This window comes from Microbispora sp. NBRC 16548 (genome assembly GCF_030268985.1).
Lineage (GTDB): Bacteria > Actinomycetota > Actinomycetes > Streptosporangiales > Streptosporangiaceae > Microbispora > Microbispora catharanthi.
In genome coordinates, this window is sequence record NZ_BSSF01000005.1 from 172,649 (window position 1) to 189,189 (window position 16,541).

12 protein-coding genes are annotated in these 16,541 nt (G+C 72.3%); 4 read left to right on the top strand and 8 right to left on the bottom strand.

The window, feature by feature from the left end; all coding sequences use genetic code 11:
* Positions 1-27: 27 nt before the first annotated feature.
* From QSK36_RS15115 to QSK36_RS15130, 4 genes are all read right to left on the bottom strand, one after another.
* Entirely contained in the window at positions 28-978 is a 951-nt protein-coding gene (locus QSK36_RS15115; protein WP_182897402.1) for an ABC transporter substrate-binding protein, read from the bottom strand.
* Positions 979-1,373: 395 nt separating this feature from the next.
* Entirely contained in the window at positions 1,374-3,563 is a 2,190-nt protein-coding gene (locus QSK36_RS15120; RefSeq protein WP_285782834.1) for a hypothetical protein, read from the bottom strand.
* 30 nt (positions 3,564-3,593) lie between these two features.
* Complete coding sequence (locus tag QSK36_RS15125) at positions 3,594-5,699, bottom strand: hypothetical protein (protein ID WP_285782835.1); 2,106 nt, start codon at positions 5,697-5,699, stop codon at positions 3,594-3,596.
* A gap of 73 nt (positions 5,700-5,772) precedes the next feature.
* Positions 5,773-7,755 (bottom strand): hypothetical protein, encoded by a 1,983-nt coding sequence (locus QSK36_RS15130; RefSeq protein WP_285782836.1) that lies wholly within the window; start codon positions 7,753-7,755, stop codon positions 5,773-5,775.
* 947 nt (positions 7,756-8,702) lie between these two features.
* On the opposite strand from QSK36_RS15130, the gene QSK36_RS15135 reads away from it, so the two are divergent.
* Positions 8,703-9,977, top strand: a complete 1,275-nt coding sequence (locus tag QSK36_RS15135; protein WP_285782837.1) for an acyltransferase family protein — start codon at positions 8,703-8,705, stop codon at positions 9,975-9,977.
* Here the strand turns inward: QSK36_RS15135 and QSK36_RS15140 are convergent.
* Positions 9,940-10,812, bottom strand: coding sequence for a Gfo/Idh/MocA family protein (locus QSK36_RS15140; RefSeq protein ID WP_285782838.1), 873 nt, complete (start codon positions 10,810-10,812; stop codon positions 9,940-9,942). The genes QSK36_RS15135 and QSK36_RS15140 overlap by 38 nt on opposite strands.
* Positions 10,813-10,911: 99 nt before the next feature.
* On the opposite strand from QSK36_RS15140, the gene QSK36_RS15145 reads away from it, so the two are divergent.
* On the top strand, positions 10,912-11,490 hold the full coding sequence (locus QSK36_RS15145) for a histidine phosphatase family protein (protein WP_285782839.1): 579 nt from the start codon (positions 10,912-10,914) through the stop codon (positions 11,488-11,490).
* Between the two features lie 74 nt (positions 11,491-11,564).
* Here QSK36_RS15145 and QSK36_RS15150 read toward each other — a convergent pair whose 3' ends face one another.
* The 3 genes from QSK36_RS15150 to QSK36_RS15160 form a co-directional block, all read right to left on the bottom strand.
* Positions 11,565-11,840, bottom strand: coding sequence for a hypothetical protein (locus tag QSK36_RS15150; protein WP_183539225.1), 276 nt, complete (start codon positions 11,838-11,840; stop codon positions 11,565-11,567).
* Positions 11,841-11,956: 116 nt separating this feature from the next.
* Positions 11,957-12,190, bottom strand: coding sequence for a DUF397 domain-containing protein (locus tag QSK36_RS15155; RefSeq protein ID WP_079314287.1), 234 nt, complete (start codon positions 12,188-12,190; stop codon positions 11,957-11,959).
* A complete protein-coding gene (locus QSK36_RS15160; protein WP_502883313.1) occupies positions 12,191-13,057 on the bottom strand; it encodes a Sco1979 family transcriptional regulator in 867 nt (288 codons plus the stop codon). It abuts the gene before it with no gap.
* Between the two features lie 154 nt (positions 13,058-13,211).
* Between QSK36_RS15160 and QSK36_RS15165 the strand changes: the two genes are divergently transcribed.
* Positions 13,212-13,721: an ATP-binding protein gene (locus QSK36_RS15165; protein WP_285782840.1), complete on the top strand. Its 510-nt coding sequence runs from the start codon at positions 13,212-13,214 to the stop codon at positions 13,719-13,721.
* A 421-nt stretch (positions 13,722-14,142) separates the two neighbouring features.
* Positions 14,143-16,530 (top strand): helicase-associated domain-containing protein, encoded by a 2,388-nt coding sequence (locus tag QSK36_RS15170; protein ID WP_183539220.1) that lies wholly within the window; start codon positions 14,143-14,145, stop codon positions 16,528-16,530.
* Positions 16,531-16,541 lie beyond the last annotated feature (11 nt).

Genomic DNA, 16,541 nt, shown 5'->3' on the forward strand with positions numbered 1-16,541 from the left:
ACCAGGGGCGTCCGCGTCACCACCGGCTCAGCTCGCCGCCTTCTGCACGGCGTCGCTGACGGCCTGGGCGAGGTCGGCGACCCGGGGCCCCCAGCGGGAGGCGACGTCGTCGTCCAGCTCCACCACGCGGTCCTTCTTCACGGCGGACAGGCCGGACCAGCCCGGCCGCTTGGCCAGCGCGGCGGCGTTCTGGCCGCAGCACCTGGTGTCGCCGAGGAAGATCAGGTCGGGGTCGGCCTTGGCGATGAACTCTGCCGACAGCTTGGGATAGCCGCCCGCCGCGTCGGGCGCCTCGTCGGCGATGTTCTTCAGCCCGAAGAGGCTGTAGACCTGCCCGATGAACGTGCTCGACGTCGCCGCGTAGGGCGTGGTGTCCAGCTCGTGGTAGTACGTCAGCTCCTTGCCCTTCGGCGCCGCCGCCGCGAGGGTGTCGATCTTCTGCTTGACGCCGCTCGCCACCTCGTCGGCCTTGGCCGCGTTGCCGGTGGCCGCGCCGAGGTCCCTGATCTGGTCGTAGGTGTCGTCCAGCTTGGTGGCGGCGGGTTCGAGCAGCACCGGCACGCCGACCTTGCCGAGCCCGGCGACCACGCCCTCCAGGTCGTTGGCGAGCACCACGAGGTCGGGCTTGGCGGCGACGATCGCCTCGACGTTGGGCTTGAACCCCGACAGCGACGTCTTGGGCGCCTCGGGCGGGTAGTTCGACTGGTCGTCCACCGCCGCCACCTGCGCGCCCGCGCCGATCGCGAAAAGGATCTCGGTGGCCGTCGGGGACAGCGACACGATGTGCTCGGGCCTTTTGGCGATGGTCACCGCGCCGTTGCCCGCCTGGATCGTGGCGGGGAAGGCGCCCTGTCCGGCGCTGTCCGAGGCGGCGGGGGTGGGGGTCGCGGACGTGGCGGCGCCGTCGGTCTGGCCGCAGCCGGCCAGAGCGAGCACGCCCAGCACCACACCCGCGACGGCCGTGCGTACGGGCCTCACGAGGTCCTCCATCAGGGGGAATGCCGGGAATCGAGGGACCCGCTGGAAGCGACGGATCACCCTTTTCCACGAGGGTCGATGGCGTCGGCGCACGGCGCAGGCGACCTGGCTCGTCCCCGGGGGCGGGGAACCACAGTTGCGGGACAGCGCCGGGTTCTCACCGGACTTCGCTGCGCGGTGCGCGTCGGACGCAACGGTATCAACCCCTCACGCGGCGTCCACCCCCGCCCCCGCCGGGCTCCGCCCAGGCCCCCGTGCCGCCCGCACCGGCGAACCCGGCCACCGCAGCGGGATGCCCGGACGCCTCCTCGAAGGACAGCGAAGCACCAGCCGCTCATCATCGGCACGGCGAAGAAGGCGTAGCCGCCCGCCGCCCCATCGGCGACGGCTGCTCGTCAGGACGGCGACGGCCGCAGGCCGCACCAGGCGTCGGCGCAGGTGAGGAAGTGATAGGTGGGAGCTCTCCTGCCATCGAGCGTGCCGTACCAGACGATGCGCGGGCGTCTGTCGGGACCGATGGCGACGTCCGCCTCGCCCACGTGGGACGTGGGGATCAGGTGGGTAACGTCTCTCCCCACGCAGTCGTCGTCGCGGCAGAACAGGACGGCTACCGGTGGGTCGGCCGCGTCGTATCCGGCCAGAACGGGACGGCCAACCGGATCCAGGGCCAGGCCGGGGGCGCTCAGCGTGACCAGCTCGGAGGCCGACACCGTCCGCGGGGTCCCGGAACAGGACGGATCGCGGCAGAGCATGATGGTCGTGTCCCCGGTGCCACCGCCGTTGTGGACGATCACCGGTCTGCCGTCCGACCTGACGGCGACCTGGAGTCGCAGGTCGTCGAAGGACCTCCTGGGGTCGTACCGTGGCGAGGACCTGTCGGGCATGTCGAACGCGCGAGTGGCCGGATGCCCGCATGCCACGGTGTCGCAGATCGCGATGGTGGCCTTCCGCGTGATCAGGTCCGCGTATGCGATCACCGGGCGCCCGTCCGGAGACGCCGCGACGGCGAGGGCGCGGGGCTTCCGGTGCGTGACGAAGCCCGCGACGGTGAGGTCTCCCACCGTGATCGTCCGGGGGTGGACGCAGGCGAGGTCCGGGCACCGCGTGAGCGTCACGCGTGCGGGAGCCGGGTATCGGTCCGCGGAGACGGGGGCGATCGAGGCGACGGCGATGCCGCCTCGCGTCGCGACCGCGGTGGCGTTCACCGGGGCCACGTCCAGCCGGAGCACGTCGCCGGGCGCTGTCCTCAAGGGCGGGCCGGGGCGCCACGTGCAGCCGTCGGGCCGGCAGGAGAACAGCTGGAGCTCCCGCCGTTCGATCTCACCGGCCCCCCTCACCCAGCCCGCGAACACCACCGAGCCGTCGGGGGTGACCGCCGCCCCGGCCTGCTCCTCGAAGGAGGCGTCCAGGATGACGGTGCTCTGCGCGCCGCAGGTGTCGTCGCCGCAGAACGTCACCTCCTGGAACCCCCGGTTGCGGATGACGATCGGAAACCCGCGAGGGCCGAAGGCGATCTGGACCGGTCCTGGGCCATCCTCACCGAGATCCCAGCCGAGGTCCTCGCCCGCTATCTCGTTGTCGATCACGCCGCTGAGCGGACCGGCCACCGCGTAGCCGCCATACAGCAGGCCGGGCAGAAGCACCAGCCCGACCGGCCACCAGCGGGTGCGCCGCCCGCCGGGTGCGCCAGCGGTCGCGGTCGCGGACCGCCCACGCCCACCCTTGTCTCCCCGGATCACCAGGGCTCCCCAGCGCGCCTGGTTCTCCCGATGGAGCCGCGCGTAGCAGCAGCCGAGCACTGCGGCCTGGAAGGGCACCAGCAGGATGGCCACCGTCATCCGCAGGGCGTCACCGATCTGCACGCCGGTCGGGACGGGGAGCGCCGCGCAGAGGAGGTGCAGACCGAGCTGCGCCAGGACCGGAACGGCGGCGAAGGCCACCACGATCGTCCGGATCGTCCACCAGAAGTCGTAGGCCACCAGGTGGTACGCCGCCGTCAGCGGGGGAATGCGCTCGGGCAGCGCCGTCCAGGCGAGTACGGCCGGGAGCGCCAGGAGGACGAGCAGCACGCCCAGGATCACCACCGCGACGATCGATCCCGTCGCATGGGCCACCACGGCGATGACACCGGCCTGCGCGGCGAGGATCACCACGAGATTGACGGTGAGCAGCAGCACGGCGTGCGGGCGCCGGAGAACGGCCAGGACAGCACGCCCCGCCGACAGGGGGCGGCCCTCGATGTGGCCCACCACGAGGTGGCTGCCCGCAGCCAGGCAGGCGAACCCTGACACGACGGCCGTCAGCAGGAGTCCGGCGAAGATCCATAGGACGGCCGGTGAGGGCACGAGGAGCACAGGAGCTCCGTTGACGAAGGAGACCCGGTGGCTCAGGGCCACCAGCACGGCCACCAGCGCCACGAACGGCGGGACGAGGACCAGGGCGCACACCGCCAGCAGGTGCCGGTAGAGACGGACGGCCGTGCCGTACATGATGCGCAGGCCGCGAAAGCCCTTCAACTGGTCGAACGCGTCATCCCGCCAGGCGGCGGGCGACCCCGTCGCACTCACCGGCGTTCCGAGACTCATGTCCCTCCTCGGGATGTCCGGGCGCTTCGTCTAGGACTTCCGGCAGTACGTGTCGGCGCAGGTGAGGACGTGATAAGTGGGCGTCCCCCCGCGATCGGGCGTGCCGTACCAGACGATGCGCGGGCGGCGGTCGGGGCCGACGACGAGGTCGAGGGGACCGAACGCGTTCGCGGGAATGAGGTGGGTGAGCCGGCGGCGGGCGCAGCCGGTGTCCTCGCACGCCAGGACGGTCACCCGGAGGTCCTCCGTGTCGTAGCCGGCCAGGATCGGACGGCCGGCGGCGTCAAGGGCCAGGCCGGGGGCGCTCATCGTGGCGATCTCGGACACGGTCACCGACCGCGGGGGCCCGGAACACTCCCGGTCGGAGCAGAAGAGGATCTTCGAGACCTCACGCTCCGGGTCGTTCTCGACGATCACCGGCCTGCCGTCCGGCCCGATCGCCATCTGGATCCGCAATGAACCGGTGAGCCACCACCACAGGACCGGCTCGGGCGACTCGGATGCCGTGAACGCGTGGGTCCGCGGATGCGGGCAGGAGGGAGTGTCGCAGCTCACCACGGTCGTCTTCCGCGAGACCCGGTCGACGTAGGCGATCACGGGGCGCCCGTCCGGGGAGACGGCGACGGCGACCGTGCGGTTGTCCACGCTGACGATGGGCCTGTCGCGGAGGCGGCCGACAGCGATGGTCCGCGGGGCGGCGCAGGCGGCGTCCCGGCAGAGCGTGAGCTCGACGCGCGCGAAAACGCCGTCGGAGCCGGGCTCGGGCGCGATCGAGGCGATGGCGACGCCGTCCGGTGTCGCGGCCGCGGCGACGTTCACGTGGAGCCACCCTTTCCGCGCCAACCGCAGCGGATTTCCCGGCCGTCGCGCACAGCCGCCGGGGCGGCACGAGAACAGGTGGAGTTCGACGTCGTCGCTCGGCGACGGCTCGTACACCCATCCGGAGATCAGCACCGAGTCGTCGGGCATGGATGTGGCGACGGATTGCCCGTCCAGGTAGGCCCCCAGGGGGACGGCGGCCTGCCGAGCGCAGGCGCCGTCGCCGCAGAAGGCCGGCTTCGGCATGCCCCGGTCGGTGATGATGACCGGTCGGCCGCCGGACCCGGTGACGATCTGGGCGCTGATCGACTGGTCCGGATACCGCTCCTTCGCGATGAGCTCGTTGTCGACCACCTCGGCCCGCCCGAGCGGGTTGGCGACGGCGAACTCCCCGTACAGCAGGCCGGGGAGCAGCGCGGCCACGACAGGCCAGGATTTGGTCCGCCGCCTGGCGGGTTCGCCGGTCGTCGTGGGCTCCGGCGCGTCCCATCTCCTGAGGTAGGCGTAGCAGCATCCCAGCGTGGCCGCCTGAAAAGGTGCGAGCAGGACCGCCGCCGTCACCCGTACGGCGTCGGCGATCGCCACGCCGGTGGGAATCGGGAGCAGGAAGCGCAGGCCGTACAGGGCCGCCTGGGCCAGGCCGGGGATGACGAGGCACGCCAGCGCCACCCTCCAGGCCGTTCCCGTGTAGTCGCGGGCGGCCAGGCGGAACGCCGTTCTCAGCGGAGGAACGCGCCCCGGAGACACAGTCAGCGCGGTCAGGGCGAGCAGGGCGGGCAGCGTGAAGAGGCCGGCCACCGCGGCCAGGATCAGCGCCAGAACGATCGACTCCACCAACTCCGCCACGACGACGACCAGGACGAACAGCGCTCCGGCTGCCAGCGTGAGCTCGGCGGCGAGCAGCAGGAAGGCGTGCGGGCGGCGCAGGACGGCCAGGACGGCACGCGCCGGCGACGACGGGCGGCCGTCGATGTGATCGACGACGAGGCGGCTGCCCGCGGCCGAACAAGCGAGTCCGGCGGCGATCATGATGAGCAGCACCCCGGCGTACGCCCACAGGACGCCCGGCGACGAGGTCAGGAGCAGCGGGGTCCCGTTGACGATGGCGATCCGGTCGCCCAGGGCCACGACCACGGCCGCCGCCGCCACGAGGGCCGGGACGATCGTCATGGCGCACACGGCCAGCAACGGCCGGTAGAGGCGGCCCGCGGTGCCGTACACGATCTCGAGGTTTCGTTCGCCCCACACCTGGGCGAGCGTCTCCTGCGACCACGCTTCCGATCGGGCCGCCGGGCTTGTGGACGATTCGAGACTCATTTCCCCCCTCGTGGTGGCGGCCCGGTCGCGCGAAGACGGGCCACGGGCAGATCAGCACCCCGGTCCCCGTTCCTCATGGGGCGCAGTGCGGGTCGGCGCAGGTGAGCAGGTGATACGCGTTGTCGCCGGCCGGATCGGCCGTGCCGTACCACAGAATGCGCGGCCGCTGGTCGGAGCCGATGGCGAGGTCGAACTGCCCGACCCCGCCGACGGGCAGCAGAGGGGAGGCGGAGCGGCGGGCGCAGTCCTGGTCCTCGCACGCGACCAGATCGATCAGGGCGGCGCCCTTCCGGCGGTAACCGGCCAGCAGAGGGAGGCCATGGGCGTCCAGGGCAAGGCCGGGCGCGCTCACCGCGACGACTTCGGGCACCGGCACGAAACGAGGCGTGCCGGAACAGCCCGGATCGGAGCAGAGCAGGATCGTCGAGGTGTGGCCGTCGCCGGGGTCGCTGTACACGATGACCGGCCGACCGTCCGGCCGCACCACCACCTGCGTGCGCAGGTTGCTGGTCAGCCAGGTGTACTTCGTCAGCGCGGGCAGGTCGAACGCATGGATCGACGGGTGTGCACACGCCGCGGACTCGCAGCTCGCCACAGTGATCTTGTGGGTGCCCCGGTCTGTGTAGGCGACGACCGGCCGCCCGTCCGGGGAGGCGGCGACGGCCAGGACGCGCGCGTCCATGTCCTCCAGCGCGAAGCTGTCGGTGATGTCGCCCACCGGGACGACGCGACGCCGGGCACAGGCGACGTCGTCGCACAGCGCGAGCTCGACGCGGGAGAGCGGCTTCTTATCGTGGCCAGGAAGGGGGGCGCTCCAGGCGATGGCGAGTCCGTGCGGTATCGCCACGGCGGCGGCCCGCGCGTCCGACGACTCCTCGGTGGCCTTCAGCGGCTTGCTCGGCCGCCGGATGCAGCCGTCCGGCCGACATGAGAACATCGCCAACTCCATCCGGGAGGCGCCGATCTCACTCGTCCAGCCCGCGACGACCAGCGAACCGTCGGGCGCGACCGCCGTCGCCGGATGGGTGCGGAAGTATTCGTCCAGCGTGACGCTGACGTGACCGCCACAAGCGTCGTCGCCGCAGAACACCACCACCGGGCGGCGCTCGTCGCGGAAGATGACGGGCTTCCCGCCGGGGCCGAGCATGATCTCGGTGCGCGACGGGTAGTCCACGTCCCTTTCCTTGACGCCGATTTCGTTGTCGACCATTCGTGCCCATAAGAGCGGCTCGGTCGCGTACCCGCCGTACAGCAGGCCGGGCAGCAGGGCGACCAGCAGTACGGCCGGCCACGCGATGATCGGCGGCCACCGCCACCCGACGCGCTCGTGGCCGCGGTCGTCGCCCTTCTCCCGGTCGAGGTCGTCAACAGTGGCCGGGCCCAGCCGGTGCAGGTAGGCGTAGCAGCAGCCTACGGCGGCGGCCTGGAGCGGCGTCTGCAGGACGGCCACGGTCAGCCGCGCCGCGTCGCGGAACAGCCCGTCGGTGGGGGCGGGAAGCAGTCCGCCCAGTGCGAACAGGCCCAGTTGGAGCAGGACGGGAACGGCGAGGTATCCCGGCGCCAGCATCCAGACGGCTTCGCCGTAGCCACGGGAGATCAGCCGCCACGTCATGCGCAGCGGAGGAACCCCATCGGTCAGTGCGGCCCTCGCGATCATCAGCGGCAGCATGGTGACACCGACCGCCGTCACCACGACCACCGCCGGGACGACGGACGGCGCCGAGGCCGCCAGCGCCGCACCGATGGCCACCAGCACGACGACGGCCGGCACAAACAGGATGACGAGCATGGCGAACGTCCGCGGCCGGCGCAGGGCGGCCGTCACCGCGAGCCGGGCCGACAACGGACGGCCGTCGATGAAGTCCAGCACGAGACGGGCGCCGCCGGCCAGGGCGGCGAGGCCTGATGCGATCGCGGTCACCGCGGACACGGCGAGGATCACGCCGAAGACCGGTGAGGACTCGACGAATCGCGGGATTCCGCCGACGAGTGCGACCCGGTCGCCCGCGGCGACGAGCACGGCCAACGGCGCCACAAGGCCCGGGACGAGGGTCATGGCGCCTATCGTCAGCAGGTGCCAATAAAGGCGGCGGGTCGTGCCGAAAATGACCGAAACGCTGCCATTGGTGGCCATTCGCACATAAGGATCCGCGGGCCGGCCTCCGGATCGCGTCGTCGTGCTCGCGAGCGGTTCGAGATCCATTCTTTCCTCGCGGGCGCCTGTTTCGATTGACCGGTATACCTCGGGTGATGCTTGAACGGCGAAATGCCGGAAACCAGGCCAGACTAATCCACCAATCGAGATCGCGCATCCCACAACTTTCTCGTGATATCAGAGATTTCGGCGGGCGACCGAATTGCGCTTTCGCGGCGATCGCGCCTCCGGCCGATGTATGACCCCGTAAACCGGGCCTGCCATTCATACTGCGAGAGGCAGGGTGTGCCGTGCACGACGGGGAAGGCCGGGCGCGCTATCGGGTCCAAGTGGCCGATCGCGTGCACCGCCAGGAGATGCCGAACGCCATCGACGCGAACGACACCGCGTAGGTGCCCAGGTCGAGCAGGGCGCTGCCGCCTGGAAAAAGGACCGGCACTTGGTATTGACCTATTCGGTCAACGCGCCCGCCCTTCGCCCGGGACCCCACGGCGCGGTCCCGGCCCAGCCTGGTCACCGCGCCGCGGGCATGGGCGGCCGCCTTCCTCGCATCCGTCTACCTGGGCGTACGCGGGGATGGTAGGGCTGGCCCTACCCCGGGCGGTAGGGGGCCGCCCATGATCGGAAGTAGGGACCGCGTCGCTGTGCCGGACGGGGCCGCGGCGGGACGCTTGACGTGCTCGACGGGACCGGAACTCCGAGGCGTCAGAGCCTCGCAGACCCCGAAGACCCGAGCCCCGAAAGACCCCGAGCTCCACAGACCCGCACACCGGGGAACCCCAGGCCCCCGGCCCCGCCGCCCGCGGACGCACCCCCGCGGCGGCCCGACACAGCGAAGGCGGCCCCCCGTGTCCCTGACCATGCTTCCCCCCGCACCCGAGAGGGCCCCGGCCGCGCCCGCGCCACGGGACCGCTTCATCGACGTCCTGCGCGTCTTCGGGATGGTCCTGGTGGTCGTCCAGCATTGGACGATGCCGGTCCTGTCGTACGCCCAGGGACGGCTCACCACGGGCAACGCCCTGGCGGCGGTTCCGTACGTCACCTGGATCTCGCAGGTCATGCCGCTGGTCTTCTTCGCCGGGGGCGCGGCCAACGCGATCAGCTTCAGGTCCGCCGCCCGCCGGGGCGGGACGGCCCGGGAGTGGACGGCGCGGCGGGTGCGCCGCCTGGCCTGGCCGGTGGTGCCGCTGGCAGTCGTGTGGTTGCCGCTCCCCCACCTCCTGGTGGCCCTCGGAGTGCCCGCGCAACCGGTGGAAACGGCCGCGCGGACGGTCGGCCAGCTGCTGTGGTTCCTGGCGGTCTACCTGCTGGCCGTGGTGGCCACGCCCCACCTGCTGCGGGTGCGGACCGGGGTGGCCCTGCCGGTGCTGGCGGGCGGCGCGGTGCTGATGGACGTGGTCCGATTCTCCGGCCTGGAGGCCGCCGGCTACCTCAACGTCGCGTTCGTCTGGCTGGCGGTCCATCAGATCGGGTTCCGGTACGCCGAGGGCCGCCTGGAGTGGCTGACGGGGCGGCGGGCCGCCGGGCTCGCGGTGGCCGGGTTCGCGATGGTGGCGGCCCTGGTGGCGACCGGGCCCTACCCCGCCAGCATGATCGGGATGCCCGGGATGATCTCGAACATGGCCCCGCCGAGCGCCTGCCTGCTCGCGCTGTTCGCCGGTCAGCTCGGCCTGGCGATGCTGCTGCGCCCCGCCCTGAACGCGCTGGCCGCCCGGCCGAGGGCCGAGGCGGTGCTCACCGCGCTCGCACCGCGCATGATGACCGTCTACCTGTGGCACATGACCGCGCTCGTCGCCGTCGCCGGTGTGGCGACCGTCGGGTTCGGGCTGGCGACCCCGCACGCCGGCTCGGCGGCCTGGTGGAGCGCCGTCCCGCTGTGGCTGGCCGCCCTGGCGCTGGTCCTGGTCGCGCTCACCGCGCTGCTCGGCCGCTTCGAGGACCCCGTGGGCGCCGCCGCCCACCGGCTCGTGCCGGCGGCCGTCCCGCTCGTCGGCGGCGCGCTGCTCACCCTCACGATCACCGGCTTCGCGCCCGGCCCGGCGCCGGTGATCGCGTCCCTGGCTCTGGTCGCGGGCCTGGCCCTGGTCAGCCGGCCCGCAGCTGCCGATCCACGTCGTCGATGATCTCCTGCAGGCGCAGGCCGTGGCGGGCGTCGAGCGGATGCCCGCCGCCGTCGCGTACCGTGCCCGCGAACTGCCGGACCACCTCGGGGAAGACGTCGCCGAGTTCTGAGCCGAGCAGCGAGGCGCTGCCGAGCCGTCCGTACACGTCGATCCGGCTGGGCGGGGTCTCGCCCTCGGCGGCCATGCTCAGCGACGCCTCGCTGACCGCGCCGCCCTCGTGCTCGAGCAGCAGGCCGACCCAGCCGAGCGGGTCGCCGTGGGCCTTGACCGCGACCACCCGGCCGAGCGCGGCGTCGAGCAGGTCGATCATGTGCGGGCCCACGTCGAGCACCGCCCCGCGCTCCAGCCGCCAGGGGGTGGCGAAGGGGCCGCCGCGCAGGCTTCCGGAGACGTTGGCGGCGTGCCCGCCGAAGGGATCGATCCGCCGGACCCGGTCGAGGAAGTCGACCGTCGCCGCCGAGTAGCGGAACGTGAAGAGCATCTGGGAGGCGACGCCCGCCTCCTCGATCGCCCCGGCCAGGCGCCGGGCGCCGTCGAGGCCGTCCGCGAGCGGCTTCTCCAGCAGCAGCGCCCTGCCCGCCCGGGCAGCGAGCACGCCCAGCTCGGCCTGCACGGCGGGCGGCACGCAGAAGGCGACCGCCTCCGACGCCGCGAACAGGTCCTCCAGCCGCTCGAAGGAGGGCGCGCCGTGGGCGTCCGCCAGCGCTCGCGCCGCCTCGGGCCTGCGCGCCCACACTCCGGCCAGCGTCGTGTGCGGCCCGGCCGCGAGGGCGGGAGCGTGCACCATCTCCGCCCACGGTCCCGCACCGACCAGTCCCACCCGCACCGGCTCCATGGCGCCCCCTTTCCGCGGGGACCCTACTGCAGGCCACGGGCGGGCGGTCAAGGGGGCCGTCGCGCGTGAAATCGGCCGTACGGGCAAGATGGACCCTCTATGAACGTCATCCTGCTGAGGCACGGCGAGACCGAGTGGAGCAGGGCCGGGCGGCACACGGGCCGCACCGACCTGCCGCTGACACCCCACGGCGAGGAGGAGGCGCGCGCCCTGTCCCGCCTGGTGGCGGGCCGGTCGTTCGCACTGGTCCTCGTCAGTCCCGCGCAGCGGGCCCGCCGTACGGCCGAACTGGCCGGCGCCGGGCCGTACGAGGTGGACCCGAACCTGTGGGAGTGGGACTACGGCGGCTACGAGGGCGTCTCCACTCCCGACATCCGCGAATCACGCCCCGGCTGGTACGTCTGGCGCGACGGCGTCGTCCCGGGTGACGAGGCGCACCCGGGTGAGACCGTCGAGCACGTCGGGGAGCGGGCGGACAAGGTCCTCGCCCGGATCCGCTCGACGGACGGCGACGTTCTGCTCGTCGCGCACGCGCACATCCTGCGTGTGCTGGCGGCGCGCTGGCTGTCGCTGCCCGCCGGCCACGGCAGATACCTGCGCCTCGACACCGGGACGTACTCCGTCCTCGGTCACGAGCACGACGAGCCCGTCCTGCTCCGCTGGAACGTGCCGACCTGAAACGTGCCGGCCTGAATCACGCCTGTCCGATCGGACGCGCGCCTGGAACGCGTGTCACGCCGTGTCACACCGTGTCACACCTGGGCGACCGGCTGGGGTTGCGGGCCTCGGCCGGTCAGCCATTCCAGGACCTTGCGGTGGCCGCGCCGGGCGTCCTCGAAGTGCCCCCACCGCCAGTACCTGGGCTGCTCCCGCACCCCGGTGACCCATGTCCGGTACGCCACCGACCTGGGCCGCCCGTCCGCCGGGTCGGCCGGTGCCGCGACTCCGTAGGTGCGGATCACCACGCGGCCTCCGGGTGCGAACAGTTCGTCGTCGGCCACCGGGTAAAGAGTCATCTGGTCCAGCACGGGGTCCCCCTTGTGAGCTTTCCTGGGACTCACTGTGCCCGATCCGTGTTACGCCTCCCGCGTCGCGCTGTTACGCCCGTGAGAAGCGGGTGAACACGGGGTTACCCCAGAACCGGTCAGACCAGGAGGCCGTCGAACTCGCCGTCCTTGACCCCGAGCACCAGGGCCCGTATCTCGTCGCGGGTGTAGATGAGCGCCGGCCCGTCGGGATAGCGGGAGTTCCGGACGGCCACGCCGCCGTCGGGAAGCTCGGCCAGCTCCACGCAGTTGCCGGTCGAGTTGCTGTGGGCGCTTTTCCGCCAGGTGACACCGGCGATGTCGGTTGCGGGCATCCCGTTATATGTCTGCATTCATGTCTCTCTGAGAAGTTCGCCGAGGATCTCGGCAGTGCCGCCGGGCGTGGTGCTCTCCACGCACAGCTGCTCCATGGCCGTGAGGTAGGGATCGATGTCCTCACGTTTGTCCAGGTAGAGCGCACCCCAGAGCTGCTCGACGTAGACCACGTCCGAAAGGTCGGACTCCGGGAAGCGGAGGATGGTGAACGCGCCTCCCTCGGCCGCGTGCATCCCGTAGCGAAGGGGCATCACCTGAAGGGTGATGTTGGGCAGCGTGGACACCTCCAGCAGGTGCTGGAGCTGTTCCCGCATCGTCGCACTCCCTCCGATGGGCCGCTTGAGCGCGGCCTCGTCGATGACGGCCCACAGCCGGGGGCCGTCCTTGCGCGTGAGCCTCTCCTGCCGCTGCATCCGCAGATGGACGCGCTGTTCGAGCTCGGCCTCCGAGGCGTCCGGATAACCGAGCATGATCACCGAGCGGGCGTACGCCGCCGTCTGCAGCAGGCCGGGCACGAACTGCACCTCGTAGGTGCGGATCACGCTGGCGGCCTCCTCCAGGCCGATGTACGTGACGAACCAGTTCGGCAGCACCTCGCCGAACTTGTGCCACCACCCGGGCGTGTTCGCCTCGCGGACCATCTCCAGCAGGCCGCGCCGCTCGGCGTCGTCGTCGACGCCGTACAGCGTGAGGAGGTCTTCGACGTCACGTGTCTTGAACCCGACCCGGCCGAGCTCCATCCGGCTGATCTTCGACTCCGAGGCACGGATGTGGAATCCGGCGACCTCGCGGGTCAGGCCCCGCTGCTCACGCAGGCGGCGAAGGCTCGCGCCGAGCATGATGCGTCGAACGGTGGAACCGGATCCGGGCGGATCTATGGACACGTGCTATTCCTCCGCTTTGTGGACTGGTTCACAGTCTGTCAAAGATCGCCCCCTTCGTCCCAGTGGTGTCGGGGGTAACCGTAGCGCTTGCACAACGCGCTTGCACGTGCATTCGCTCTTGCACATGCACGGGAGTGTCCCTCATCATGATCTCGTGCAGTCCACGAACCTGACTCGTGGCCAGAACCAGTGGTCGGCGCTCGACTGGTGGCCGCCTATCGGCTGGTGGCCGGAGCCCGCACGCGATCTCCTCGAACCCGGGTCGGCCACCGCCAGCGCCACCTTCGTCCTGCCGCCCCGCGCGGAATCGGTCCACTCGGCGCGCAGCTTCGCCGCCGGGACCCTTGCGGGCTGGCAGTTGGCGGACCTGCTCGACGGAATGGAACTGGTCGTCTCGGAATTGGTCACCAACGCCCTGCGGCACGGCATGACGCTCACCGACAGCCGCGCGCGGGAGGCCATGCGGCTGTCGCTGATCCGGCGGGGCGCGCACGTGACCTGCGCGATCACCGACCCCGGAACGTCCGCGCCGGTGCTGCGGGATCCGGCGCCCTTCGAGCCGGGCGGCCTCGGGCTGCACATCGTGGAGTCGCTGAGCGTGTGCTGGGGATGGTGCCCGCTCGTCCCGCAGGGCAAGGCGGTGTGGGCCGTACTGGCGGCCTGAACACCGGCCGGCGGCCGGACGGCGGGGCCACGCGCTTCGCCGTCGGTTTCGGCCGCCTCGCGCGGGGAGCGACCGTTTTCCGGTCAGGAGCACCGGAAAACCTAACCCGATCGCCAGATCTATATGTCGCCGGTCATGGTCCGCCGGCCGAAGAGCGCTCCCGTGCAGCCCGGAATGCATGGGAGCGCCCTCCGGCCGGCGGCCCGGATTCCCCGGAACCGCCCCTGACGCCGGGCGGGGCACGCGATGATGGGCTGAGAGCGGGCCGTGACGGCCCGGCGGCGTGCTCGTTCCCCATCGATCGGCGGAGAAATATCGTGATCTCGGGATCCGTGACTTTGCGCTCTTTGTTCGCCCACGGACCCCGCCGAGACTGTGATCTGCACTACGGTGGCTTCCTGGGACTCCCGAGAGATCAACTATGGACGATCACCTAATCGGCTGGCTGACCGGTCTTGACGAAGACAGGCTCGCCCGCGTGCTGGCAAACCGGCCGGACGCGATCGCCGCGCCGTGGCCCCGGCGCCTGGACGCCCTCGCGCAGCGTCTGACCGACACCTTCGCCGTCATGGAGGTCATGCGCGGCCTCCCCCTTCCCCCGCTCGAACTCCTGCAGGCGTGCCTGGTCATCGGCGGCCGTCCGACGGAGGACGAACTGGCCCGTTTCCTCGGGGTGAGCACCTCCGCGGTGATCCCCTGGCTCGACCGCCTGTACGACCACGCCGTCGCCTGGCCCGGTCGTGACGGCAGGATCAGCGTGTCCGAGGCCGTCGCCCGCTGGTGGACCGCGCCCTGCGGCCTGGGCGAGCCGCTCGGCGCGTACCTCGACTCATGGAAGCTCAGCACCGACGCGCTGCGCCGCATGTGCCGCGTGCTCGACCTGCCCCCGCACGGCGGGAGACGCCAGGTGATCGCCCGGATCACCGCGCTGATCGGCGACTGCGAGCGCCTGGGGTCGCTTCTCGACGACGCCCCCGACGGCACGCTCGGCATGCTCGACGACTTCGCGTGGGACGGCCCGGTCCGCAGCGTGAACGGCAACCGGTTCATCACCCCGGGCACGCCGGAGAAGTGGGCGCTCGACCGCGGCCTGCTCTTCCGCACCCAGTGGGACCTGGCGGAGATGCCCCGCGAGGTCGCGCTGGCGCTGCGCGGCCCCGACTACCGCGGGCCGTTCACGCCGTACCCGCCCGACCTGGCCACGGCGGAGGCGGACGCCGACGCCGTCGAGCACGCGATGTGCCTGGCCGCGCCGCACGTGCTCGACCGGGCCACGGCGCTGCTGGAGAACGTCGACAAGACGCCGCTGCCGCTGCTCAAGAACGGCGGGGTCGGCGTGCGGGAGATCAAGCGCCTGGCCAGGGAGACCGGCTGCGCCGAGGACGAGACCCGGCTGCTGCTGGAGGTCTGCGCGGTCGCCCGGCTGATCGCGATCGACGAGGAGGCGGGCGGGCTGACGCCGGCCGGCCGGTACGACGCGTGGCGGCTGGAGGAGGCGCCCATGCGGCTGCGCGTCCTGCTGGCCGCCTGGTGGCGGATGGAGCGCTCGTCGCTGCGCCGGGTGGACGGCCGCCACCCCGCCGCGCTCGGCGACGACCCGGCCGGCGAGACGATCGCCAGGATCCGGTGGGCCCTGTTCGCGGCGCTCGCCGAGATCCCCGAGGGCAGGGCCTTCGCGACGCTGCCGGAGCTCGTGCAGCGGGTGCACTGGCGCGCCCCGCTGCTCGACCGGGAACTGCTGGACGGCTGCGCGGCGGCCGTGCTTGAGGAGGCCCGCCTGCTGGGGCTCGTGGCCTGCGACGCGCTCACCGGTCTCGGCCGGGCCCTCGCCCCGCTCACGGCCGTGGCCGGGGACGAGAGCCGCGAATGCGTGCCCGAGGTCGAGCACGACCCGGCGCTGGCGAAGGCCGCCACGCACGCCATGGCGAGCGCGCGGCGCACGGCCCTGTTCGGCGCCGACCTCACCGCCGTGGTGACCGGCCCGCCCTCGGTCGAACTCGCCGCGCTGCTCGACCGCGCCGCGGACCGTGAGTCGCAGGGCTCGGCGTCGGTGTGGCGGTTCAGCCCCGCGAGCGTACGGCGGGCCCTGGACGGCGGGGACACGGCCGACACGCTCATCGCCGACCTGTCGGAGGCCGGGACGCTCCCCCAGCCGCTGACCTACCTGATCAGGGACGTGGCGCGGCGGCACGGCGAGGTCACGGTGTCGTCGGTCGGCTGCATCGTCCAGGGTTCCGACCCCGCGCTCCTCGCCGAGATCGCCGCGCACCGGAAACTGGCCAAGCTGGGCCTGCGGCTGCTGGCGCCGACCGTGCTCGCCGGCGCGGCGCCCGCCGCGGCCACGCTGGCCGCCCTCAGGGAGGCGGGCTACGCCCCCGTGCCGGTGGACGACACCGGAGAGATCACCATCCGGCGCGAGCCGCAGGGCGGGCGGCTGATCCTCCTGCCCGGCGGGCGGGTCGCCGAGCTCGAACCTCCCGGCCCCCTGCTGGAGCCCCCGCCGGACCCGCGCGAGCATGCCAGGCGGCTGCTGGTCAGCGGCGGCCCGGTGGCGGCCGCGGCGCAGCCCCGCCAGACGTGGGCCGTCATCGGGCGCATGGCGACCCGGCTCCCGGCGGCGCAGCAGTCGCTGCTGGGCTTCGTCGTGGACCGCGACGTCCGCGCGATGATCACATTGGCCGACGGGGTCACCGCCACGGTCAGCCACGGCGAACTGCGCAGCGGCGTGCTCGACGCGTGGTGCGAGGAGGCCGGCGACTACCTGGAGTTCCCGCTCAACGAGATCGCCTCGGTCACCGCCGACTGCTGACAGCCGTCGCA